Here is a 24,756-nt window from a genome sequence, read left to right as displayed (position 1 = left end):
AGGGTGCCAGTGACTTACTTGTCGGGACTTAAGCAAACAGAAGCCTAGCGCTGTAAATGGTCAGGCAGATGTGGCTCCATCTGCTTGCGGTACCATTGATGAAAGTGTTCCAGACCCGTTTCCATGGGATGCTGGTAAGGGCCACGTTCATCTTTGCCTAGCATAAACAGCCCTTTTCGACCGTCATGCATGCGCTGGCAAATTTCTTTGTCTTCAACCGCTGTTTCAAAATAAGCCGCCTGTTGAGCCTTAATATACTCACGCTCAAACAGGGCAATATCTTCCGGATAGTAAAACTCCACCACATTCTGGCAAGATTCTATGCCGGTGGGAATAATGTGCGAGACCACCAGCACGTTTGGATACCATTCAATCATGAGAAATGGGTAGAGTACAAACCAGATCGCGCCATACTTAGGCGTAGTGCCTTGCTGGTAATCAGTCACCGCTTGTTGCCACTGTTTGTAAACAGGGGAGAGGCTGTAATCGGGTAATGGTTTGTAGCCGACAGTTTGTACGCTGTAATGCTCGCCAAACTCCCAGTTCAGTTCGCCGCAATCGACAAACTGGTTCAGGCCAGGGTGGAAAGGGCCGACATGATAATCTTCAAGGTAGACCTCAATAAAAGTTTTCCAGTTGAAATCGTAATGATCCACAATGGCGGAATCAAAGTGGTAGCCGGTGAAGTCGAAATCTTGTTTGCACCCGAGCTGTTTCAGGATATTCGCAATTTCCAGACCTTTTTGCTTGCTGGCCTGGTTATTGGCTTTAAATAACAGGCCTTGCCATTCAGTCAGGGCCTGTTTTTCGAGGTGCAGGCAGGGGTTTTGTTCAAAATGTGGCGCACCTAGCAGTTGCCCGCCTAAATCATAGGTCCAGCGATGTAACGGGCAAACAATATGTTGGGTATTGCCCTGGCCATTGAGCATCACGGCCTGGCGGTGGCGGCAAATATTGCTGATGAGTTGAGGTTTACCAGCTTGATTTACCAGGGCAGTGGCATTATGCATCCAGTCCAGGGCGCGATAATCGCCCGCATGCGGGATCATGCGGGCGTGGCCGAGATATTGGGGAACCCTGGCGAACAGGTGTGCCTGCTCCAGCGCATATATTTCCGGATGCAGATACCAATCGACAGGTAATTGTGCGAAGCGAGTCTGGTTTTGTTCTTTGTTTAAAGAGGTGACAGAACCCATATGCCCAACTGATTAATCACTTGCAAAAAATGTGAATTGTGCCCGAAAAGGGGGTAAATGAAAAGTCAGCTCCCCTTTATCTACTGTAAAAATCTGGTTCAATCATTTGATTTTAATCAAAAAAATGTATGGTTCACATTAGGCTGGCCCAAGACTGGTGCGCATTTAAGGCGAAAACGAGGCTTAACCAACTCAAATAAATTCAGTTATAATGTTCGAGGTTTTTGTGTATAACAATACGTAAACGATTATTGCAATTTTTAGGAGCAATCGAATGGCAAACTTATTAGATCAGTTGAAAGCAATGACAACCATCGTGGCTGACACTGGTGATGTTGAAGCAATCAAAAGCGTTAAACCTGTGGATGCAACCACAAACCCATCTCTGGTGTTGAAAGCCAGCCAAATCCCAGAATACGCACCATTGATTGACACTGCCATTGCTTATGCAAAAGCACAAGGTGGTTCCAAAGAGCAACAAATTGAAAATGCTGCTGACAAACTGGCAGTATTGATTGGCGCTGAAATTACTAAAGTGGTTCCAGGCCGTATTTCTACAGAAGTGGATGCACGTCTGTCTTTCAACATCGATGCGATGATTGCTAAAGGCCGTAAATTGATCAAGTTGTACGAAGAGTCTGGCATCAGCAAAGACCGCGTACTGATCAAGCTGGCTTCTACCTGGGAAGGTATTAAGGCTGGTGAACAGCTGGAAAAAGAAGGTATCCAGTGTAACCTGACATTGTTATTCGGTTTCGGCCAAGCACGTGCATGTGCTGAAGCTGGCGTGTTCCTGATCTCGCCATTCGTGGGCCGTATCCTCGACTGGTACAAAGCGAAAAACCCAGGCACTGAGTACACACAAGAAACTGACCCAGGTGTAGTTTCTGTGCGCGCAATCTACCAGTACTATAAAGAGCACGGTTACAAAACCGTGGTAATGGGTGCTTCTTTCCGTAACACTGGCGAGCTGATTGCCTTGGCTGGTTGTGACCGTTTGACCGTGTCTCCAAACCTGCTGCAAGAGTTGGCTGCAACTGAAGGTACATTGACTCAAGTGTTGAAAGATGGCGGAAAAACCAAAGAAGTGCCTGCCAAATTGACAGAAGAGCAGTTCCGCTTTGAATTGAATCAGGATCCAATGGCGACAGAAAAATTGGCTGAAGGTATCCGTGGTTTCGTGGCTGACCAGAACAAACTGGAAGCTGCATTAGCCGCAAAACTGTAATATCGCCATGCGATAATGCACACGGGCAGTGATCTGCCCGTGTGGCTTTTAAGTCAGGCATAAATTGGCCTGCAACATTGACTTATTTTGGCTGCGAGCTTACTATGGGCGACCAGCTTGAATTGGTAGTACGCTAGCAATAGCATTTAAATTTTAACTTTTGGAGAAAAACATGGCATTAACACAAATGGCATTAGACTCATTGGATTTCGACGCAACTATCGCTTTGGCAGAAAAAGTTGCTCCACACGTTGACATTCTGGAAATCGGTACACCATGCATCAAGCACAACGGTATCAAATTGCTGGAAACTCTGCGCGCTAAGTTCCCAAACAACAAGATCCTGGTTGACCTGAAAACTATGGACGCTGGTGAGTACGAGTCTGAGCCATTCTACAAAGCCGGTGCTGACATCTGCGTAGTATTGGGCGTATCCGACATCGGTACAATCAAAGGCGTAATCAAAGCAGCTAACAAATACGGCAAAAAAGCTCAAGTTGACCTGATCAGCGTTGAAGACAAAGTTGCTAAAACTAAAGAAGTTGCTGCTGCTGGTGCACACATCATCGGTATCCACACTGGTTTGGACCAACAAGCTGCTGGTCAAACTCCATTTGCTGACCTGGCTGCTGTTGCCGGTTTGAACCTGGGTGTTGACATCTCTGTTGCTGGTGGCGTTAAAGCTGCTACAGCTGCTCAAGTACGTGACGCTGGCGCGACTATCATCGTTGCTGGTGCTGCTATCTACGGCGCTGCTGACCCAGCTGCTGCTGCTGCAGAAATCACTGCTATCGCTCACGCTTAATTCATTTAAGCATCAATAAGCAATTATTGATTAGCGATCATAAAAACCCGACCCAGTAATGTGTCGGGTTTTTTATTCAATTTTATGTTTACACAGGATTTAAAAATGGATCATCAACAATTTATTCTGGACAACCTGAAACGCATTCTTGACGTGACCGACAAATCAAAAGCAGCTGAGCTGCTCAAGTTGGTTGATGAGGCAGGTTCTACGTTCATTGGTGGCGCAGGTCGCTCACTGCTGGTCTCACGTTTCTTTGCCATGCGCCTGGTACACTCCGGTTACAGCGTTTACATGATCGGTGAAGTGGTGACTCCAGCCATCAAAAAAGGTGACTTGCTGGTATTGGTTTCTGGTTCCGGTGGTACAGCGACGTTGCTGCCATTTGTGAAAAAAGCCAAAGAAGTGGGCGCAAAACTGGTGGTTATCTCCATGAAGAAAACTTCTGCCATGGCAGATGTGGCTGACCTGGTGATTCAAATTGGTCAGGATGACAGCTTCCCACTGGTAAAAGGCATGCCTATGGGTGGTCAGTTCGAGCTGTCGACCTTGGTATTCCTTGAAGGCGCGATTTCTGAATTGATTCATGCTAAAGGCCTGACAGAAGAAGGCATGCGCGCATTGCATGCAAACCTTGAGTAAGTGTTTAGGCTTGGCCTATAAAAAACCGGTCGTATGACCGGTTTTTTTATGCGCCCCATTTGGATAAATCATGTGCTGTGAGTTGCTTTTGATGCAGCGCACTGGCGATCAATACGCCGCTGGCGCCTGCCTGCGATAAGGTTTCAATATCTTGCGCATCACGTACGCCACCAGCGGCATATAAAGCTTGTTGCGGATGCTGCGCTTTGAGCGTGGCCAGTTGTGTATGGTCTGGGCCGCGATTTGCCCCGACCTTGGGCAAGCTCATGACGATGGTGGGGTGTGTCCATTGCTGTGGCGCTGAGAGCAGTTGGGTGGGCCCATGAAAGCCATCTTGGAAAAAGTCCAGCGAGAGTAGGCTGTTTGGGCACGTTTGCCGCATTTGTGCATAGGTTTGATCATCTTGCATAGACTCACTGGCCAGAATAGGGGTGATGCGGGCAGATTGCCAAGGAATCAGCTGGTCGGCGGTTTGAAAACCTGCGTCTATCCACCAGGCTAATTGCGGGAACTCGACCATCGCCTGCTGGATCAAGGACAGGTGGTTCGGCAACGTGCCTTGGCCAGTGATGGCATTTAAATCTGCAATATACAGGCAGTCAAACGGATAAACTTGTAAAATAGCTGCCACGATATCGATCAGGGCATGGCTCTCCGTCAGTTGCGATTGAATAGGACGGTAGTGCTGGCGCTGGCCTTGTATGGCCTGGACCACCTGGCCATGCATCAAATCGATGACGGGAATAATATGCAAAATACCACTCGTTTCAAAATCTGGGTTTGTGAATACATCAGCGCCGGCGGCTTGGTTGCAGAAGCCTTGCCTGCCAGTTTGCTGCAGGAAGGGCTGTTGATGCGAGACGCCCTATTGGCAGACCTGGCTGCGCTGGGCATGGATTGTATCACTAGCCATGACTACCGCGTGATGCCGCCTGCAATGGCGCAGAGTGTTGCCATACAGGCGCATGAAAATGCGCATTCGGTATGGCAACAGCAACTCGCTGAGCAGGACATTGATGCCTGTTGGGTGATCGCACCCGAAACGCAGGGGATTCTGCAAGCGTTGTGTCATCTGGTGCAAGACATGGGTATTCCATGGGTCGGATGCACGGCACAGGCTATTGCCGACACCACCAGCAAGGCATGCATGGCTGAGCTTTGTCACCAGGCCGGTGTGCCAGTGGTGCCACACGTGATGTTGGCTGAACTGACCACATTTGAATCGCTGTCCTGGTATGCTCAGGGGCAGTTGCATGGCTGGGTAGTGAAACCTGATGATGGCGCGGGTTGCACTGCAACATATTACTTTAAAAAAGATTCTGAACTGATTGAATTTAAAAATAATTTAATCAATAATTCCTTGCTGAGTCAGACGCGGTTTTTGCTACAGCCCTATGTGCCAGGCATTGCCTTGAGCATGTCAGTGGTGGCTACCGCTAACCAGGTAAAAGTGATCGCTGCGCATCGCCAGCAGGTGGAAATCGTCAATGGTGAATTTACTTTTAACGGGGCTGGTGTCAACGAAGCGACGGATCAGATCCTCGCCATGCAGCGACTGGCCGAGCAAGTGCATCGTGCGATCCCGGGCCTGATCGGTTATTGGGGGGCGGATATGATTTTGAATGCTGCGGGCGCCTTGGTTCTGGTTGAAATCAATCCACGATTAACCACTCCGTATATTGGATTGTCGAGGATAATGAACAGCAATCCGGCAGGAGTCATTCTGCAGGCAGTATTAAACAATCAGTTACAAGCAGACGTGGCTAGCAGCTCGCTAAGACTCACGCTGAACACATTGCAAGAGGGGGGATATGACCAGGTCTAAACCTGTCATTGGATGGGATATTGGCGGTGCGCATGTCAAAGCGGTGATGCTGGATACACAATCGCAGGTACTCAACGTTTCACAGCAGGCATGCGCTTTATGGAAAGGCCTGCCGCGATTGGAAGAGGCCATTAAGCATCTGTTGCATGACTGGCAATTGTCCGCGGACGAATGCGATCATGTCATTACCATGACCGGCGAGTTGGTGGATTTATTTGAAAATCGGGCACAAGGCGTACAAGCAATTGCGGAAACGGTCCATCGCTATTTGCCAGCCGCCAGATTTTATCAGGCCACAAAGGGTTCAGGCATGACCTTTACCGACAATGTGACAGGCCAAGCGGAAACGATTGCCTCCATGAATTGGCATGCCTCAGCACAATGTCTTGCCATGGCCTTGCCTGATACCGCGATGGTTGTGGTTGATATCGGCAGTACGACTTGCGATCTGACACGATGTCAGCAGCAACAGGTCTTGCCCTCAGGCTGGACAGATGCCGAACGTATGCGGCAATCTGGACTCTGTTATACCGGTGTCGTCCGCACACCGCTGATGGCGCTGGGGCCATTTATTGAATGGCAAGGTGCACAGCGGCATATCGCTGCCGAGTATTTTGCCACCACGGCGGATGTCTACCGTATTTTGGGCGAGCTGCCGGCCAGCGATGACCTGGCAGACACGGCGGATGGTCAAGGCAAATCGCTGTTAGAAAGCATGCGGCGCATCGCTCGTATGGTTGGGCATGATGTCGAATCAGCCGAGGACAACCTCTGGCAGTCTCTGGCGCAGGCGTTTAAAGCAGCGCAGCTCACCTTAATCAAGCACAGTATTCAGGCAGTGATCGCGCAGGGACAAGACCTCCCGCAGACTCTGGTGGGTCTTGGTGCGGGGAGTTTTCTGGTCAGCCAATTGGCAGGCGAATTGGGGATGAAGTACTACGCTGCTTCTGCTGTGGTAGAGGCTGCTGAGGCAAGTTTAAAAAAGGATGCAGAGGTGTGTTTTCCGGCCTATGCAGTGGCGAGGTTATGGCAGCAATGACATTGAATACGCTGACGCTCCCGTATGCTGAAGGCATGCATTGGTTCAAGCAGGTGAGAGACCTCACTTGGCCCATGTTGCTTGAAAGTGGGCAGATTGAAAAAACAGATGCGGTCGCGACCCTGGATGAAGAGATCAGCCTGGGGGCGCGCTTTGATATTGTGGTGGCTGCCCCTGTGGCGAGAATAATTCATCGGCATCCGCACACAGACGTGCTGGTTGATCAGCAGCGCACCCGCACGGAAGAAGATCCTTTCAAAGTCATTCAGCAATGGTTGCTCTCCCATCCTGTTGAACGTACCCCTGAGGTTCCGTTTGCGGGGGGCGCCCTCGGCTATTTTGCCTATGACTTGGGTCGCAGTATTGAAAACATTCCAGTGATGGCGCAACAGGACGTGCCGTTGCCAGAATTGATGGTGGGCATTTATGACTGGGCAATCATCGTGGATCACCATGCACGGCAGTGCAAGCTGGTTTCGCATTTACGCTATCTGGATCAAGCAGGGCTTGAGCAGTTGCATGCCAGGTTGCTATCCGTGGCGCCAGAACGCAATAGCGTACCATTTGAAGTCGTCGGCAACGTAGAGGCCAATCTGGATCAAGCCGCTTATGCTCAGGCCTTTACACGCGTCAAAGATTACATCCGTGCCGGGGATTGCTATCAGATTAACCTTGCGCAGCGTTTTGCAGTGGAGGTGCGCGGTGACGCCTGTCAGGCGTATGATCATTTCCGGCAATTGAGCCGTGCGCCTTTTATGGCGTTGATGCAAGCGGAGGACGGGGAGGGGTTGCCTGTTTCGGTCCTTTCCATGTCACCTGAGCGTTTTTTGCAGGTGGTGGATCAACAGGTGGAAACGCGTCCGATCAAAGGCACTCGTCCGCGTCACCAAGATGCTGAGCAAGATGCGGCGATTGCGCAGGAGTTATCCGGCTGTATCAAGGACCGCGCCGAGAACCTCATGATTGTTGATCTGTTGCGCAACGATATCGGCAAGGTGTGTGCCGTCGGCTCAGTGAAAGTCGAAGCGTTATTCAAATTGCAGCGATTTACCAATGTGCATCATCTGGTCAGCATCGTTCGTGGTCAGCTGGCCAATGGGTTTCATGCGCTGGATTTGCTGCGCGGTTGCTTCCCTGGCGGTTCTATTACTGGTGCGCCCAAGTTGCGTGCGATGGAAATTATTGAGGAGTTGGAGCCGCATCGGCGTGGGATTTATTGCGGCAGTATTGGCTACATTGGCTTTGATGGTTGTATGGATACGAATATTGCGATTAGAACGGCGGTCATTGCCCAAGACCGCATGACGTTTTTTGCCGGCGGTGGCATTGTCGCTGATTCGGATTGCGCCAAAGAGTATCAGGAAACCTTTGACAAGGCGTCGCAGTTCTTCAAGCTGGTTGCGGCATTTAAAACAAAAAACGAATGGTCAGCAAAAAACTAATGTTCAGGAAGATGCGATGTGGGTGATCAAGCTAGGGGGTAGCGTGACCCACTATGATAGCCTGATGCAATGGCTAAAGCTGGTGGTGCGCTGGGGGGATGGTAAGGTGATCATCGTCCCCGGGGGCGGTGTGTATGCTGATGCAGTACGTGAGTTCCAGCGTTTGCGGGCGACGATGCCTGAGGGACATATCGATGACAGTCAGGCGCATGCGCTGGCAATTTACGCCATGGATCAAATGGCACGTAGCCTGGTAGCGATGATGCCCGCGCTAACCCTGGTGCGTAATCCCTTTGAAATTGCCGAGCGTGGCTGGCAACACCGTGGCCTGGTCTGGTTGCCTAGTGAAATGGCATTAAACCAGGCATTTGCCACGGAATATCCGCTGCCGCACAGCTGGGACGTGACCTCGGATAGCCTGGCCGCGTGGTTGGCTTTGCAACTGGATGCTTGCCAGTTGTTGCTGGTGAAGTCTGATGAACGCTTGCTGAGCCTAGACCAGGCGCTGACATTGCCGCAATTGCAGGAGATGGGCATGATAGACACCGGAGTTACCGCGCTCCTCAAGCTGGCGCGGTTTAAAACCCGGGTGGTGCATCAGAGTCAATACATGCTGTGCGAGCACGGCTTTGATGCCAGCCATTTTGATCGTTGTGGCGTGACGAGTATTTCAACTGCGTAATGCAGGTTTAGCCAGGCACATTATTGAGGGGCTGTCTGCTCAAACTTGCCAAAATGCAGCATGATCGTGGGCAGAATCAGCAAATTAAGAATTGTTGAAGACACCAGCCCGCCGACAATAATGGTCGCCATCGGGCCTTCAATCTCCCGCCCGGGTTCGCCGCTGCCAATGGCGAGCGGGAGTAAGCCTAACGCCGTTACCAATGCGGTCATGAGCACCGAAGGCAGCCGTTCTGAGGCGCCACGAATGCAGGTTTCCAGATTCCATTCACAGCCTTCATGATCCACGAGATGCTGGAAGTGCGATACCATCATGATGGAGTTGCGTAACGTGATGCCAAACAAGGTGACGAACCCCACCAATGTGCCTACCGAGATCCAGCCGCCACTAAAAAAGGTCACCACCACGCCGCCAATCAAGGCAAAAGGCAGATTGGCAAAGGCTAGCAGCAGGTTACGCAGCCGGCCAAACGCCATGTACAGCATGAGAAAAATGGCGATGCCAGCGACCAGCGAATGAACAATTAGGTCCTGACGCGATTGCGCGTTAGCTTCAGCCTCACCCGAAAATTCAAGATAATTGCCGGGATTGAGTGTCATCTTTTCATGTAAAGCGCTTTGTATCTGTTTAAGCAATAATGCCTGGTCACGCCCGGCCATATTGGCGGTGACAGTTTGGATGCGTTTGGCGCCTGAATGCAGGATTTTTGAGCGTCCACCTTCTTGCGCAACATAAGCGACATCGGACAGCTTGAGCATCTGGCCTTCGGGGTTGAAAATGGGCAGGTTGCGCATATCGGCGATATCGTCGCGTGCGGCATCATTGAGCAGCACGCTGACACCGACCGCGCGATTGCCAATGTAAACCTGGTTGACCGGCACCCCTTCATAGCAGGCTTTAACCGTCTCCAGGACGTCCATGGGCTGCAACCCCCACAATGCCAGTTTTTCCTGTTTGAGCCGAATCACAATCTCTGGCGTTTCAGGCGGGGATTGCACCATGACATCACGAATGCCGCGTATCCCGGCCAGTACACTGGCGACTTTTTGCGCATCCCTGTCCAGGGCATCCAGGTCCTGCCCATATATATTAATCACCAGGCCCGCGGCGTAGCCCGAGATGGTTTCTTCAATCCGCTCGGTTAAAAACGTATTCATGGCAAAATTGGCGCCGACAAATCCAACTTCCACTTTACCGTCATCCTCTTCGTCCGTGGATTCGCCAGCCAGCTCCTCTCGGATGGCATGAAAAATACGCTCCTGCTCAGCGCCGGGCAAGGTGCCAGTTTCGACCTCAAACTCGCTGTAGTGCGTGCCAAACGTATCTGCTGCATTCGGGGCCCGGCCTACCCATTGGGCGACCGTTTTCACTCCGGGGATTTCCAGCAGGGTTTTGGTGACCTGATTGCCCAGCTTGAGTGACTGCACCTCTGAGGTCCCCGGCACGGTAGTCATGTGCAATACGTAGTGCCCTTCATGCAGGGAGGGAATAAATTGGCTCCTGAATAAAGGCAGCAGGGCCAAACCGAGAGCAATACACACAAAGCTGCTCAGCAGAATGAGCTGATAATGCTGTTCAATGCGGTGGAGCAGGGCGACATAACGGTGCTTGAGCCAGTGTAGTAAAGGTGATTCTTGCGCATCTAAAGGCGCTTTCGCCAGCAACAGATAACAGAGTGCGGGGGTAAGGGTGAGGGCGACGAATAATGAGGCTAAGATGGCAGAAATATAAGCGTAGCCCAATGGCGCGAACAATTTGCCTGCCACCCCTGTCAAGGTCAGCAACGGTAAAAATACCAGCGCGACAATCATGGTGGCGTAGACCACCGAACTGCGCACCTCCATCGAAGCTTGAAAAACCACGGTTGTCACAGGTTGTGGCTGTGCAAGCTGGCGGTTTTCGCGCAGGCGGCGGAAAATATTTTCCGTATCAATAATGGCGTCATCCACCACTTCGCCCAGTGCAATCGCCAGCCCCCCCAGCACCATGATATTCAGACCTGCACCACACTGGTAGAGCACCACAATGGCGGTTAGCAGTGACAAGGGAATGGCGGTGGCAGAAATGACGGCCGTACGCACGTTGAACAAAAATACAAACAAGACGGCGATGACCAGTATGGAACCAATCAAGATATCGGAGCGCAGGCTGTGAATCGCCGTTTCAATAAAGTTGGCCGGGCGGAACAGGCCGGTGTGCAAGGTTGCTTGTGCGCGTTGCAAGCTGGGCTGTATCTCTGCCAGTTTTTGCTCCAGCTGTTTGGTGAGGGCGTATACGTTGGCCCCCAATTGCCCTTGCACCGACAGATAGACGCCCACCTTGCCATTGATCGCCGCACTGCTAATGGAGGGTGCCGCACCTTCTGCGACTTCGGCCACATCGCTGATGCGAATGGTCCGGCCAAGTTTGCGGAGCAGGGTGATGTGTGCGAGTTGCTGTGGTGTCGTGGTTTGCCCTTGCGTATTCAGAATGAGGCGCTGATTGTCATTTTGGATAAACCCGGCCCCTCTGACTCCAGTTGCGCGGGAGGCCGCATTGACGACATCTTGCACATTCAGCTGGTATAGCATCAATTTGCGCGGATCAATCTTGATTTGAAACTGACGCACTTGTCCGCCATAGACATTGACGTCAGCCACGCCAGGAATGCTCATCAAATGCGGAGTCAGTTGCCAATCGACCAGGGTCCGTAGCGCCATCAGCGACAGTGTCTCCGAGGTAATACCCAGCCCGAGGACGGTACTGGCGGACGAGGTCAGCGGAGTCATTTTGGGAATAATGCCTGCAGGTAGCAGATTGCCCAGCATGTTCAGGTGTTCCGCAACCATTTGCCGATTGCGGTATATGTCTGACTTGTCCTGGAAAACAACGGTGACGATGGACAAGCCTGGAATCGACTGCGAGCGTAAGCTTTTGATGCCTATCGATCCGGAGAGCACGTTTTCAATCGGTTGTGTCACCATTTTTTCTACCAGGCTGGCGGACAAGCCCGGCGATTCGGTTTGAATCACCACCTGTGTTGGCGCAAACTCTGGAAAAACATTCAGGTCGCTCTGCTGCAGGCTATAAACACCATACAGTACTACCAGCAGGGCCAGGCCGATGATGACACCGTAAAAGCGGATGGAAAATCTGACTAGGGCTGCCATCATGGTTTGAAATCTCTATTTTTTTCAAACAGTTGCAGATTAATCTTCATTTTCATTCTTGATCTGAAATTTGAACTCTTCCGACAACAACAACTGTGCACCATGGGTGACGATTTCTGTGCCGGGCGTTAAATGGGTGTCGAACCAGCCGTGCTCGAGTTCAATATCAGAGGCCACCGGTTTGCGCAAAAACGTATCTGGCTGTGTCTTGATGTAAATCCAGGCGATACCCCCGTGCCAGGCAATCGCCTGGTTAGGCACCAGTACGCCCTTGAGTGATTTTGACGAGGCCTCGGCCGGAACCACATTGACCCGCATGCCTACCCGCAAATAATCGGCGGGCGCACTGTAAAAATAGGTTTTTCCGATATTGCTGATATCAGTTTGGATCGATTGCGAAACAAACTCTGCCCGGATGGGGGTGACTTCATCTTGAATTGGGGTCAGATAAACAACGGAGTCGGTGGCTGGTGCCTCATAATTCAACGGAAAACTGACTTGTACCAGTACTTTTTTTTGCTTGATCAAGTCATTGAGCGGGCCTTGCGAAGGTTGCTGGGTGATGAGGGTAGCCAGCGGTTTGCCCCATTGTGCCACGATGGTGTCTGTGAGCGCCCTGAGTTGCTCTTGCGTGGTTTTGATATGCGTCTGGTCGCTAATCATCACTGACTGCGCTTCTTGTAGTGCCTTGTCAGAGATATTTTTGTCATCTTCGTTCAGTTGCTTGTAACGCTGGTATTGCAGTTGATGGTTAGGCAACATGTTTTCAGCCAGTGCCAATTGCGACTTGAGTAGCTGATACTGGCTGTTGTAGTCCACCAGTGTCTGGATCGAGATCACCGAACCCAGCACCTTGATATTGCCATGATATTGATAGGCTTGCAGAGGCTGCACCTGGATGCCACTGTTTTTTTGCGTGGCTGCATTCAATTTGACCACTTGCAACCCATTTTGCTCGCTTACTCTTGAGGGGCCTTCAATGGTTTCATCTCCGTCATTCTGGACGGATTCATACTCGTCGCGACCGACAATGGCAACGCACCATATCAGAACCACAATCAGTAAAACCTGAACTACAATAATCCACAGCGCTTTTTTATTCATTTGGCTGTTGCCTTTTGCTGTTGTTTTAGGGTGACCACCGGGCGCTGTGACAGCGCGATGGGTGTTTGCATTACGTTCTCAATCTCTTGCAATGCCCGCATGACATTGGCTTGCTGCAAAATGAGCCGTTGCTGCGCATTGTAAAATTGAATTTCGGCTTGCAAGTATTCCACTTTGTCGATCAGCCCTTGCCGCCACTGTTTTGCAAGCTGGGCTTTTCTCTGCATTTGCTGTTCATAGGTTTGTGTCAATGTGACCAGCAAATGCGCGCTATCGCGGTATTTGACATGCACCTGCTCTGAAGATTGAATCACCTGATGCTGTAAGGCATAAAATCGCGCAGCTTCATTCAGTCTCACTTGCTCGGCTTGTGCCCACAAATCCGAATTGCGGTTGAGCAGGTTCAGCATGGTGCTCAATCCCAATGACCAGATTTTATCGCCATATTCATACATGATGCCGGGGCTGAGCGAGAGGTTGGGGTAGCGCTTGGCCATCTCCAGTTTCAGTTGCGACTCAGCCTTGGCATATTGTGCTAAGCCGCGTTGAATGTCCATGCGGTTGGTCAGCGCATAATGTTGTATGGTGGTCGCATCGGCATATACCGCTGCATGCGCAAAGCGCTCCTTGAGAATTTGGGAAAGCTGGACTGGCGCCAGTTTAAACAGCGGGTTGTTTTGTGTGGTCAGTCCGGCATCATGCAAGATTTTCTGCTCGGTCTGTTTGATTTGAACACTGGTTTGCTGCAACTGCCAGGCTGACTGGTCACGCTGCAAACGAATCGGCAGCACGTCAGATTGCCCTGCGACTCCCACATCCAGCCGTTTCTGGTAAGCATCCAGCAATTGATCCTGTGCTGTTTGCAATTTGCTCAAGTTTGCCTGCATGGCTTGCTGCTCTGCTAGCAAAATCAAGTCTACGCTCAATTGCTGCCTGAGCATCCACGCCGTTTCCGCGATCTGTATTTTGGCGATGTCAGCCTGATATTGCGCGATTTCAATGCTGATTTGTCGCTTGTTAGCAGTAATCAGCGGGATACTCACTTGCAGGCTATAAGCCCAGGGGCTGATGTCGCCATTGGCCTGGTTGCTATGCGCTAACTGGCTGTTCAAGCCGACTTGCGGCCGGAGTCCGGCACTGGTGATGCTGGCGAGCGCAACCGCGTAATCGGATTTTGCAACTTTAAGGGCTGGATGAAAATAAAGCGCAGATAAGGTCAGGCTATCCAAATCCCAGGTCTGGATAGGCCAGGCGGTCTGGGGTGCATTGCTTAGAACAAAGGTCTTGAAGCCATCTTCATCCGGCGCCGCTTCATGAATGGTGGTAATGTTTTCTTGTTGGGGAATCGGGTGTGGCTGAAAAGCAGTGCCGCAAGCAGTCAGTAACCATGGAAAAGCAAAAGCTAGCAGACGCATCACATCTCAAGCCCGCATGTCAGACATGCACTTCACCAGAACTTAGTTGACGATGGTCGCGTGAACAGCGTCCAGCGCGTCTTGTAACAGGTCTTCTGGCAGCTGATTAATGGTCGTGGCCAATAAATCAGCGGCTTCCACCGTGCGAATTGGCAAATCCGGTGTGTTGAGTTCTGCAATGAGTCCGGCAGCCACCCCGGTGATTTTGAGCAAAATTTCACGCTCTCGCATCAAGAGCTCAAGTTCCGCTCTAAGCATGTTTTCTTCGGCTGAATGCATATCCTGTCCTATAACAACGTTTTTATGATGATTAATCTGGCATCTTGCAGTTGAACGGCTGGCTTGTCAATCTGAACTCGGCAAGTTTGTGAAAGCTGATGCAATTAGGGTATACTAGCGAATTGTCAGCGAACGATGGCAGTATGCGAAAGTGGCGAAATTGGTAGACGCACTGGATTTAGGTTCCAGCGCCTCGCGGCGTGAGAGTTCGAGTCTCTCCTTTCGCACCACCTCACCCGATGGGGGAGGATACAAATTAAAGGCTTCCTTTGCGGAGGCCTTTGTTGTTTTTGGCGGCCGTTCAATGGTCATGATAGAGCGGCCTAAGCAAATGATCTGGAGTGATTTGAGCGAGTCATCTTTGAGTGACGCTCTGAAAGGAACGAAAAATGAATATTGTACAAACAGCGAATGCACCAGCCGCGATCGGGCCTTACGCACAAGGTGTTGTCGTCGGGAATATGTTGTTTACCTCAGGTCAAATCGCCTTGCGCCCGGATGGCACGCTCAATGATGGCGATATTGAGACCCAGACGCGTCAAGTACTATCCAATTTGCAGGCTATTATCGAGGCTGCAGGGGGCAGTTTGCAGCAAGTTGTGAAAACAACCGTGTTTCTCAAGAATCTGGATGATTTTGTGGCGATGAATCAGGTGTACGCCGAGGTGTTCGGCACGCATACCCCGGCACGCTCCACGGTACAAGTAGCCAAATTGCCGCGCGATGTGCTGGTTGAGATTGAGACGATTGTTGCGCTTGCTTAAGATGGCGAGTAAACATTGCTAAGCTTGGCGGCTTGCAATTAAAGTGCTTAGCCCCATCTTCGATTCATGTAGTGAGTATTTCGCATTTTGATGGGGTTGTCGTTTAAAAGTACAGTGTCTTTAGCCATGTGTTGTGCGCAGTTGCGCTAAACTGGCTTTAAGTTTATTTCAATTCAGACTTGTGTTATATTTTTACGCTCTTTTTTCATCATTTGATCGCCGGCCTCTGCCTTTAGAGTGTGGTCAGGTTGTGTGAAAACATTATTAAATGCGCATTCAATGGCGCTCACTTACATAACCCATCGTTAAATAACGATTTTTACAGGAAGTTCAGCATGGCAGCAGTATCTGTTGAAACAGTCAGCAACTTGGAACGTCGCATGACAATCAAAGTCCCTTTGGCACCGCTGGAAGGGCAAATCAGACAACGTTTACAGCAAATTTCACGTACCGCCAAGTTTGCTGGTTTCCGTCCGGGCAAAGCGCCCATGGGTTTGGTCAACCAGCACTATGGCAATCAGGTACGCGATGAAGTTTACTCCAAAGCGGTAGAAACCAGCTTTGGTGAAGCGGTAGAGCAGAATCAGCTGCGTGTGGCAGGCTTCCCGAATATCGAACATATTCCGTTTAAGGATGCTGCAGAGGAATTTGAATACATTGCTACTTTCGAAATTTTCCCGGAAGTGAAACTGGGCGATCTGAGCAAAGTCAAAATTGAGCGTCCAGCGTTGGAGTTGACCGATGCCGATGTGGAAAAAACATTGGATGTGTTGGTGAAGCAGCGCGTGAGCTATGAGCCGGTCAAACGCATGTCGAAAAAGGGTGACCGCATTAACATTACTTTGACCGCTTCTATTGATGGTGAGCAGGTTGAAACTACTGGTGACCGTGGTATTGATCTTGTGATCGGTGAACCAGGCCGTGTGAAAGAATTTGACGATGCGTTGATCGGTGGCAAAGCTGGTACCGAAAAAACATTTGAGATCACTTATCCGGAAGATCACAATCCGGCGCAGTTGGCAGGTAAAACTGTGTCTTATGCGGTGAAGTTTGTTTCTGTGTCGCAGCCAGTCTACCCTGAAGTGGATGCTGAGTTTGCGAAAAGCCTCGGGGTGGAAGATGGCAACATCGACACCATGAAAGCTGAAATCAAGCAAAGCCTTGAGCAAGAAGTGGATAAACGTATCAAGGCACGGGTTAAAGAGTCTGTCTTCCAGGCCTTGGTCGATGAGAGCAGCTTTGAATTGCCTAAAGCAGTGATTGCGGCCGAGACTAATCGTTTGATGCAGGTTGCTGCACAAAACCTGCGTCAGCGCGGCGTGGATCCGGCACAAGTGCCAATGGAGCCTTCTGTGTTTGAAACGCAGGCACAGCGCAATGCCAAGTTGCGTTTGGTTTTAACTGAGTTGGTCAACACCAACAACTTGCAGGCCAATGCCGATCAGGTACGTGCGATGGTAGATACTTTCGCGCAAAGCTTTGAGAAACCTGAAGAGCTGGTCAACTGGTATTATGCAGATGTGAAACGTCTGGATGAGCCAGCGGCCTTGGCGACCGAAGAAAATGTTGTTGCCTGGGTGTTGGACAAAGCCAAAGTAACAAACAAAAAAATTAAATTTGATGAATTGATGATGGCAGGTGCTTAAACCATGAATTATATGAACGCGAACGAAGGCATGATGCAACAACGTATGGAGCCACAAGGCCTGGGATATATCCCTATGGTTATTGAGCAGAGTGGCCGAGGAGAGCGTTCATATGACATCTATTCCAGGCTGCTTAAAGAGCGCGTCATTTTTCTGGTGGGGCCGGTCAATGACATGACCGCCAATCTGGTGGTGGCGCAGTTGCTGTTCCTCGAGGCCGAGAATCCTGACAAGGACATTTCTCTCTACATTAACTCTCCCGGTGGCTCGGTCACTGCGGGGATGTCTATCTATGACACCATGCAGTTCATCAAGCCCGATGTCAGCACGCTGTGTATCGGACAAGCTGCCAGCATGGGCGCGTTCCTGCTGACCGCTGGTGCGAAAGGCAAGCGTTTCTGCCTGCCTAACTCACGCGTGATGATTCACCAGCCGTTGGGTGGCTTCCAGGGCCAGGCGTCTGATATCGAGATCCATGCCAAAGAGATTTTGTACCTGAAGGACAAACTCAATGGCATCATGGCCCATCACACTGGCCAAAGTATTGAAACCATTGCCAACGATACCGATCGTGACAATTTTATGAGTGCTGACGCTGCCAAAGCTTATGGTTTGGTAGATCAGGTGATTGCCGCACGTAGCGCTGCTTAATCAGCGCGTAACTAGCAGGGGAATAGCATGGCAAACAAATCTGACAGCGAGAAGCTGTTATATTGCTCGTTTTGTGGCAAAAGTCAGCATGAGGTGAAAAAACTGATTGCAGGCCCCTCTGTGTTTATTTGTGATGAATGCGTTGATTTATGCAATGACATTATTCGTGAAGAAATCCAGAGCCTTAACGAAATTAAGTCCGCAGACAAGAAATTGCCGACGCCACAAGAAATCTGCTCTATTTTGGATCAGTATGTGATTGGTCAGATACAGGCGAAAAAAAATCTGTCTGTTGCGGTGTATAACCACTACAAACGTCTGGGGTATAACCCTTTGTCTGACGGCAACCAGTCTGGCAAAGATGATGTTGAGGTACAAAAAAGCAACATTTTGCTGATTGGACCAACCGGCTCTGGCAAAACATTGCTGGCGCAGACCTTGGCACGTTTGCTGGATGTGCCTTTTGTGATGGCGGATGCGACCACACTGACCGAAGCCGGTTATGTGGGTGAGGATGTTGAAAACATCATGCAGAAACTGCTGCAAAAGTGTGATTACGATGTAGAAAAAGCACAGCGCGGCATTGTTTATATCGATGAAGTCGACAAGATTTCCCGTAAATCTGATAACCCGTCAATCACCCGTGATGTGTCTGGTGAAGGCGTACAACAGGCCTTGTTGAAACTGATCGAAGGGACGATTGCCTCGGTGCCGCCACAAGGTGGACGCAAGCATCCTAACCAGGAGTTTGTGCAGTTGGATACCACCAACATTCTGTTTATCTGCGGCGGCGCTTTTGACGGGCTGGAAAAAGTCATTCGTCACCGTTCAGAAAAAGGCGGTATTGGTTTTGGTGCCGAAGTGAAGAGCAAAGAAGATGTGCGCGCGGTTGGCGAAGTTTTGCGTGAAGTGGAGCCGGAAGATCTGATCAAGTTTGGTTTGATTCCTGAGTTCATTGGTCGTCTGCCAGTCGTGGCGACACTTGAGTCTCTTGATGAGGCTGCGCTGATGACGATTCTGGTGGAACCCAAAAACGCTCTAACCAAGCAATACATGAAGCTGTTCAAAATGGAAGGCGTTGAGCTGGAGTTTGAAGAGTCTGCCTTGCGTCTGATTGCTAAAAAAGCGCTGGAACGTAAAACCGGTGCACGTGGCCTGCGTTCGATTCTCGAGCACGCTTTGCTAGACCTGATGTATGAGCTGCCATCTCTTAAAAACTTGTCTAAAGTGATTGTAGATGCTGGCGTGATTGAACACACCTCCGAACCAATTCTGATTTATCAGGATGCACAAAAACGCGTTGAAAACGCACATTAAATCCCGCTTGCAATAGCCGTCCGGCTATTGCAAGATAGCATCTAATAGCATGAGATGCCTGCTCTCTTGAATTCTCAAAGAATGTTCCCATCTATATGCAAAGGGCTTGTTCCTTTGACACTTATTGAAAGACGCTATGACAGAACACACTTTGCTTGACTCCGAGACACCGGAAAACGCTTTAATCCCTTTATTGCCTTTGCGCGATGTCGTCGTCTATCCCCACCTGGTGATTCCATTGTTTGTTGGCCGGACCAAATCGGTCAAAGCGTTGGAGCGCGCTTCAGAGGGCGATAAAAAGATTTTGCTGGTTGCACAAAAGTCAGCCAACAAAGACGATCCTGTGGCTGAAGACTTGTATGAAATCGGTACCCTGGCGACCGTACTGCAAATGCTCAAGCTCCCGGATGGTACAGTGAAAGTTCTGGTAGAAGGCTTGCATCGCGTACGCGTTTCCCATTTTGTGGAGACTGACGAGTGCTTCATGGCTTTGGGTGAAGAGGTTGAGCAAACAGATCAGGATGACAAAGAGGCTGAAGCCTTGATGCGTACGGTCATGACCCAGTTTGATCAATACGTTAAACTGAATAAAAAGATTCCCCCCGAAATTCTGACTTCGCTGGCAACAATTAACGAGCCTGGTCGTCTGGCTGACACCATTTCAGCTCACTTGACGCTCAAGCTGGAAGAAAAGCAGAAAGTGCTTGAGATGCTCAGCGTGATTGAGCGTCTGGAGCATTTGCTCTACCTGATGGAGTCTGAAATCGACATCCTGCAGGTTGAAAAACGCATCCGTGGCCGTGTTAAACGGCAGATGGAAAAAAGTCAGCGCGAGTACTACCTCAATGAGCAGGTGAAAGCTATCCAGAAAGAGCTCGGTGAGCAGGATGAAAATGCCGAGATGGAAGAGCTGGACCAGCGCATTAAAAACGCTGCCATGCCTAAAGAGGCATTAGCCAAAGTCACTGCCGAGTTCAAGAAGCTGAAATTGATGTCACCGATGTCAGCTGAGGCTTCTGTGGTACGTAACTACATTGATACTCTGTTAAATCTGCCATGGAAAAAGAAAACCAAAATCAGCAAAGACTTGCAGGCAGCAGAAGCGATTCTGGATGCGGATCACTATGGTCTTGATAAAGTCAAAGAGCGTATTGTGGAATATCTGGCAGTACAGCAGCGTGTTGGCAAGCTCAAAGCCCCAATTTTGTGCTTGGTGGGCCCTCCAGGGGTCGGTAAAACCTCGCTGGGACAGAGTATCGCCAAAGCGGTCAACCGTAAGTTTGTGCGCATGGCTTTAGGCGGTGTGCGTGATGAGGCGGAGATTCGCGGCCATCGCCGTACCTATATTGGCTCCATGCCAGGCAAAGTGCTGCAAAGCATGACTAAAGTTGGGGTGAAAAACCCGTTGTTCCTGCTTGATGAAGTCGACAAAATGGGCCAGGACATGCGCGGTGATCCGTCTTCAGCTTTGCTGGAGGTGTTGGATCCAGAACAAAACCATACCTTTGCTGACCACTATGTCGAGGTTGATTATGACCTGAGCGACGTCATGTTTGTCGCGACGGCTAACAGTATGAATATCCCCGAGCCGTTATTGGACCGGATGGAAATTATTCGTCTGTCAGGGTATACCGAAGATGAGAAGATCAATATTGCGCAACGCTACTTGTTACCCAAGCAGCTTAAAGCCCATGGCTTGAAGTCTACCGATATTTCGGTGGCGGAAAGTGTGTTGCGCGATATCGTGCGTTACTACACCCGTGAAGCGGGGGTGCGTCGCCTGGAGCAGGAAATTGCCAAGGTCTGCCGTAAAGCAGTCAAAGAGCAATTGCTGGCCAAAGGCAAAACCAAAACCGTTAAAAAGATTAACATCACCAGCAAGAATATTGAGCAATACCTGGGCGTCAAGCGCTATGACTTTGGTGTTGCCGCTAAAGATAATCAGGTAGGGCAGGTGACAGGCTTGGCATGGACCTCGGTAGGCGGTGAGTTGCTGACCATTGAGGCGGTGACTTTGCCTGGTAAGGGTAAAACGATCACCACCGGTAAGCTGGGCGATGTGATGCAAGAGTCTGTCACTGCGGCCATGAGTGTGGTACGTAGCCGTTCAGAAGGATTGGGTATTCCGACCGACTTTTACGAGAAGAAGGATATTCATATCCACTTGCCAGAAGGTGCGACGCCTAAAGATGGTCCAAGTGCCGGTATTGCCTTAACCACCGCCTTTGTGTCTGTGCTCACGGGCATTCCAGCCCGTGCAGACGTGGCGATGACAGGCGAGATCACTTTACGTGGGGAAGTGCTGGCGATAGGCGGCTTGAAAGAGAAATTGCTGGCCGCTCATCGTGGGGGGATTAAAACGGTATTGATTCCTTCCGCCAATGAAAAAGACCTGGTTGAAATTCCTGCCAACATCAAAAAGGATCTCGACATTCATTGCGTGAAGTGGATAGATCAGGTCCTGGATCTTGCGCTGGAAAGAGCACCGCAACCGTTGGCTGTGGAAGCGCCTGCAGTCGAGATTGTTGCCGCTGGCGAAGGGAATGCCGAGCAAGCTGTCACGCATTAGTAAAATTGATGCGAATTATTGTCAAAAGGCCGGAATACCGCTTGACAGCTCGTTTTGCGGCTTGATATAAAGACGGTACAGGATGTACCTGTCTTTTTAACTAGTTATTAGGGGAAACACGTGAATAAATCAGAATTGATAGATCATATTGCAAGTGCTGCTGGTATTTCTAAAGCCGCTGCGGCTCGTGCTCTGGATGCAACAACTGAGGCTATTTCCGGTGCATTGAAAAAAGGTGATATGGTGACCTTGATTGGTTTTGGTACATTCTATGTAGGTGAGCGTTCTGCCCGTTCTGGCCGTAATCCTCGTACCGGCGCAACAATTAACATCAAAGCTGCTAAATCTCCTAAATTTAGGGCTGGTAAAGGCCTTAAAGATGCTGTAAACTAGCATTCTTTGGTTGAGCAGCGTTTGTTGCTTAACTGCAGTAGCAACACCAGTGGTTGTTACGGGTGCTTAGCTCAGTTGGTAGAGCGTCGCCCTTACAAGGCGAATGTCAGCGGTTCGACCCCGTTAGCACCCACCAAACAATTTAAATTAAGAGTGCGAAGTTTGCGCTCTTAATTTTTTGAGTGACACGGTACTTAAGAAGTTACTTTAATTAGCAATGCTAAGTACCGAATAAGTAATTAAAAAAATTAGTTGATTTTATAAAAAACAATGTTATAATTTCAGCTTAACGATTACCGGGAGCGGTAGTTCAGTTGGTTAGAATACCGGCCTGTCACGCCGGGGGTCGCGGGTTCGAGCCCCGTCCGCTCCGCCAAATAAAAGCCCTGATTATTCAGGGCTTTTTTCTTTTTCAGTCTCTAAATCAATCCTCATCTACTCACTAAAAATTCCAGCATTGGTACAAGTAATTTTATTACTGCTGAGTTTGTACAGACTCTGTGCTCAGTGACACGCCTTTACCGCTCGTTATCGTATCTGGCTTGCAGCACTTTGATTGAGTGTGGGCTACTGGCGTGATTCTTACTGTTTATTTTTCCTGCACAAATTGGCCGCGCTTATGTCTTAAAGGCGTTGCACTCAGGCGGTTTTAATCGCTTTATGGTATAGTTTGCAGTTGCAAAAAATCAGGTAATGGAAACGATAAAATGTTGGAAGCACTTAGAAAACATACACAAGGATGGATGGCAAAAATCATTCTGGCACTGATTGTGGTGCCGTTTGCATTGTTTGGCATCGACTCCTATTTGAATCAGGCGGGTGGGCAGGTTGCAGTGGCCAAAGTTGATGGCCAGAAGATATCCCTGCAGGAATATTCTAACGCTGTGGAAAATGCGCGTAACTATATGCAGTCCCAGGGACAAAAAGTCGATACGGCTTTGCTCGAAAGCCCGGTTTTCAAGCAATCTGTGCTGGAAGGCATCATTACACGTCGGCTGATTGAGGGCGCGATTCATGATTACCGCTTTAAAATCAGTGATGAGCAACTCAGCCAGCATATTCTTGGCATGCCCGAGTTTCAAACCAACGGTAAGTTTTCTGAGGAAACCTACAACCAGTTGCTGACACAAAACAAGCTGACACCAGCCAAATTTGAGCAGAGCATACGCAAAGACCTCGCGGTCCAGCAGGTACGAGAAGGCCTGAGCAATCTGGTCTTTATGCCGAAAAAAGTCGCTGAGCAATCGCTGATGTCCGAGTTTGAACAGCGTGAAGTCAGCGTGACCGATATTAAAGTAGCTGACTTTATGAATCAGGTGACGGTGACGCCTGAGCAGGTACAAGCGTATTACAACCAGCATAAAACTAAATTCATTGCACCTGCCAAGGTGAAGTTACAGTTTGCTTTGCTCTCTGCTGCAGGCCTGATGGGTCAAGTTAGCGTGACTGACCAAGAAGTTAAGCAATACTATGATGAAAATGCGGCTAAATTTCAGGGCAATGAACAACGCCAGGCCAGCCATATTTTGATCGGTTTTAATAGCACTGCCACGCCTGCTGAAAAAGCCGCTGCCAAAGAAAAGGCAGAGTCCATTCTCAAGCAAGTCAAGGCCAATCCTAAGAGTTTTGAAAAGCTGGCAATTGAGTTCTCCCAAGACACAGGCTCAGCAGGCAAGGGCGGCGATTTAGGCAGTTTTGGCCGTGGTGCGATGGTCAAGCCTTTTGAGGATGCAGCTTTCTCGATGAAAGTTGGCGATATCAGCGATTTGGTGGAATCTGAGTTCGGCTACCATATTATCAAGCTGACAGGCATTACAGGCGAATCTTCTGATTTTGATTCGATGAAGCTCAAAATCAAAGCCGAATTGTTGTTCCAGAAAGCGCAAGCCAAATATGCAGAATTGGCCGATGATTTTGGCAATACTGTGTATGAGCAATCTGGCAGCCTGGAGCCAGCGGTCAAGAAATTTAACCTGCAATTGCAGTCTTCTCCAGCCATGAGCAAAGATGAAGTCGCCAAGTTCTTCAAAAGCGACCGCTTTGCTTCCTTGGTGTTCTCCGATGACGTGCTCAAAGATAAACGCAATACCGAAGCCGTTGAGGTATCACCGAATAACCTGGTATCTGCACGAGTGGTTGAGTACAGCCCAGAAGCGCCTCGTAGCTTTGATGAAGTTAAAGCCGGTATTGAAGGTTTGCTCAAAGCTGAAGCCGCAGATAAATTGGTGCAGCAAAAAGGCGAGGCCTTGTTGGCTGAGCTAAAGGCCGGTAAAGCAAGCAATGCAGACTGGATTACGCCCGTGACGGTTGATCGCAGAAATGCGCAGGGCTTGAGCGATGGTGTGATGAGAAATGTGTTCAAGGTCAACACACATACACTGCCAGCATACTATGGCTTTAACGAGGCCAACAAAGGCTATACCGTGATTAAAGTGATTGCGGTGAACCAGAAGCTCAAAGACCAGCCAGATGTGGCTGACAGAGCCTTTAAGGTGTATCAGATGGCACTTGGGGCAGAGATGTCACATGCTTATGTGGCTTCACTCAAAGCCAAGAAAGATATTCAGTTCAATGCCAAAGTGTTGTTATCCAAAGGTAACGAATAATGAG

General features: G+C 49.7%; 20 protein-coding genes and 3 tRNA genes. 17 read left to right on the top strand and 6 right to left on the bottom strand.

The window, feature by feature from the left end:
* Nucleotides 1–44: 44 nt before the first annotated feature.
* Complete coding sequence (locus tag Q9292_RS10260; protein WP_313987634.1) at nt 45–1,196, bottom strand: aromatic ring-hydroxylating dioxygenase subunit alpha; 1,152 nt, start codon at nt 1,194–1,196, stop codon at nt 45–47.
* Nucleotides 1,197–1,470: 274 nt separating this feature from the next.
* Between Q9292_RS10260 and tal the strand changes: the two genes are divergently transcribed.
* The 3 genes from tal to hxlB all read left to right on the top strand — a co-directional run bounded on the left by tal (nt 1,471) and on the right by hxlB (nt 3,871).
* On the top strand, nt 1,471–2,424 hold the full coding sequence (gene tal, locus Q9292_RS10255; RefSeq protein ID WP_313987630.1) for a transaldolase: 954 nt from the start codon (nt 1,471–1,473) through the stop codon (nt 2,422–2,424).
* A 172-nt stretch (nt 2,425–2,596) separates the two neighbouring features.
* On the top strand, nt 2,597–3,229 hold the full coding sequence (gene hxlA, locus Q9292_RS10250; protein WP_194747659.1) for a 3-hexulose-6-phosphate synthase: 633 nt from the start codon (nt 2,597–2,599) through the stop codon (nt 3,227–3,229).
* Between the two features lie 105 nt (nt 3,230–3,334).
* Entirely contained in the window at nt 3,335–3,871 is a 537-nt protein-coding gene (hxlB, locus tag Q9292_RS10245) for a 6-phospho-3-hexuloisomerase (protein ID WP_091470596.1), read from the top strand.
* A gap of 46 nt (nt 3,872–3,917) precedes the next feature.
* Here the strand turns inward: hxlB and Q9292_RS10240 are convergent, their stop codons facing one another.
* On the bottom strand, nt 3,918–4,625 hold the full coding sequence (locus Q9292_RS10240) for a HisA/HisF-related TIM barrel protein (RefSeq protein WP_275355324.1): 708 nt from the start codon (nt 4,623–4,625) through the stop codon (nt 3,918–3,920).
* On the opposite strand from Q9292_RS10240, the gene Q9292_RS10235 reads away from it, so the two are divergent.
* The 4 genes from Q9292_RS10235 to Q9292_RS10220 are packed head-to-tail and all read left to right on the top strand — an operon-like array spanning nt 4,620 to nt 8,859.
* Nucleotides 4,620–5,696, top strand: a complete 1,077-nt coding sequence (locus Q9292_RS10235; RefSeq protein WP_313987623.1) for an ATP-grasp domain-containing protein — start codon at nt 4,620–4,622, stop codon at nt 5,694–5,696. The two genes, Q9292_RS10240 and Q9292_RS10235, sit on opposite strands and share 6 nt — an antisense overlap.
* A complete protein-coding gene (locus tag Q9292_RS10230) occupies nt 5,683–6,735 on the top strand; it encodes a hydantoinase/oxoprolinase family protein (RefSeq protein ID WP_313987620.1) in 1,053 nt (350 codons plus the stop codon). Before Q9292_RS10235 ends, Q9292_RS10230 begins: the two co-directional genes overlap by 14 nt.
* Complete coding sequence (pabB, locus tag Q9292_RS10225) at nt 6,732–8,177, top strand: aminodeoxychorismate synthase component I (protein ID WP_313987984.1); 1,446 nt, start codon at nt 6,732–6,734, stop codon at nt 8,175–8,177. Before Q9292_RS10230 ends, pabB begins: the two co-directional genes overlap by 4 nt.
* Before the next feature lie 16 nt (nt 8,178–8,193).
* Complete coding sequence (locus tag Q9292_RS10220; RefSeq protein WP_194747655.1) at nt 8,194–8,859, top strand: hypothetical protein; 666 nt, start codon at nt 8,194–8,196, stop codon at nt 8,857–8,859.
* A 20-nt stretch (nt 8,860–8,879) separates the two neighbouring features.
* Here the strand turns inward: Q9292_RS10220 and Q9292_RS10215 are convergent, their stop codons facing one another.
* Genes Q9292_RS10215 through Q9292_RS10200 form a run of 4 tightly spaced genes read right to left on the bottom strand, consistent with a single transcriptional unit; the run spans nt 8,880 to nt 14,806 of the window.
* Nucleotides 8,880–12,011, bottom strand: coding sequence for an efflux RND transporter permease subunit (locus Q9292_RS10215; protein WP_313987616.1), 3,132 nt, complete (start codon nt 12,009–12,011; stop codon nt 8,880–8,882).
* A 36-nt stretch (nt 12,012–12,047) separates the two neighbouring features.
* Entirely contained in the window at nt 12,048–13,112 is a 1,065-nt protein-coding gene (locus tag Q9292_RS10210; protein ID WP_313987614.1) for a hypothetical protein, read from the bottom strand.
* Entirely contained in the window at nt 13,109–14,527 is a 1,419-nt protein-coding gene (locus Q9292_RS10205) for a TolC family protein (RefSeq protein WP_313987611.1), read from the bottom strand. Before Q9292_RS10205 ends, Q9292_RS10210 begins: the two co-directional genes overlap by 4 nt.
* A gap of 42 nt (nt 14,528–14,569) precedes the next feature.
* Nucleotides 14,570–14,806 (bottom strand): hypothetical protein, encoded by a 237-nt coding sequence (locus Q9292_RS10200; protein ID WP_194747649.1) that lies wholly within the window; start codon nt 14,804–14,806, stop codon nt 14,570–14,572.
* A gap of 145 nt (nt 14,807–14,951) precedes the next feature.
* Between Q9292_RS10200 and Q9292_RS10195 the strand changes: the two genes are divergently transcribed.
* The 10 genes from Q9292_RS10195 to Q9292_RS10150 all read left to right on the top strand — a co-directional run bounded on the left by Q9292_RS10195 (nt 14,952) and on the right by Q9292_RS10150 (nt 24,752).
* Nucleotides 14,952–15,036 (top strand) — tRNA-Leu (locus Q9292_RS10195).
* A gap of 159 nt (nt 15,037–15,195) precedes the next feature.
* Nucleotides 15,196–15,570: a RidA family protein gene (locus Q9292_RS10190; protein WP_275355309.1), complete on the top strand. Its 375-nt coding sequence runs from the start codon at nt 15,196–15,198 to the stop codon at nt 15,568–15,570.
* A 335-nt stretch (nt 15,571–15,905) separates the two neighbouring features.
* Nucleotides 15,906–17,216 (top strand): trigger factor, encoded by a 1,311-nt coding sequence (tig, locus tag Q9292_RS10185; protein WP_313987607.1) that lies wholly within the window; start codon nt 15,906–15,908, stop codon nt 17,214–17,216.
* A 3-nt stretch (nt 17,217–17,219) separates the two neighbouring features.
* Nucleotides 17,220–17,867 carry an ATP-dependent Clp endopeptidase proteolytic subunit ClpP gene (gene clpP, locus Q9292_RS10180; protein WP_275355305.1) on the top strand — a complete coding sequence of 216 codons (648 nt, stop codon included), beginning with the start codon at nt 17,220–17,222 and terminating at the stop codon, nt 17,865–17,867.
* A gap of 27 nt (nt 17,868–17,894) precedes the next feature.
* Nucleotides 17,895–19,184 carry an ATP-dependent Clp protease ATP-binding subunit ClpX gene (clpX, locus tag Q9292_RS10175; RefSeq protein WP_194747643.1) on the top strand — a complete coding sequence of 430 codons (1,290 nt, stop codon included), beginning with the start codon at nt 17,895–17,897 and terminating at the stop codon, nt 19,182–19,184.
* A 136-nt stretch (nt 19,185–19,320) separates the two neighbouring features.
* Nucleotides 19,321–21,753 (top strand): endopeptidase La, encoded by a 2,433-nt coding sequence (lon, locus tag Q9292_RS10170; protein ID WP_313987602.1) that lies wholly within the window; start codon nt 19,321–19,323, stop codon nt 21,751–21,753.
* Between the two features lie 120 nt (nt 21,754–21,873).
* Nucleotides 21,874–22,146, top strand: coding sequence for an HU family DNA-binding protein (locus Q9292_RS10165; RefSeq protein ID WP_018985281.1), 273 nt, complete (start codon nt 21,874–21,876; stop codon nt 22,144–22,146).
* Nucleotides 22,147–22,206: 60 nt separating this feature from the next.
* Nucleotides 22,207–22,282, top strand: a tRNA-Val gene (locus tag Q9292_RS10160).
* A 163-nt stretch (nt 22,283–22,445) separates the two neighbouring features.
* Nucleotides 22,446–22,522, top strand: a tRNA-Asp gene (locus tag Q9292_RS10155).
* A 331-nt stretch (nt 22,523–22,853) separates the two neighbouring features.
* Nucleotides 22,854–24,752: a SurA N-terminal domain-containing protein gene (locus tag Q9292_RS10150; protein WP_313987594.1), complete on the top strand. Its 1,899-nt coding sequence runs from the start codon at nt 22,854–22,856 to the stop codon at nt 24,750–24,752.
* Nucleotides 24,753–24,756 lie beyond the last annotated feature (4 nt).

This window comes from Methylophilus sp. VKM B-3414 (assembly GCF_032248435.1).
GTDB classification, from domain to species: domain Bacteria; phylum Pseudomonadota; class Gammaproteobacteria; order Burkholderiales; family Methylophilaceae; genus Methylophilus; species Methylophilus glucosoxydans.
This window is presented reverse-complemented; position numbering and strand designations above follow the sequence as displayed.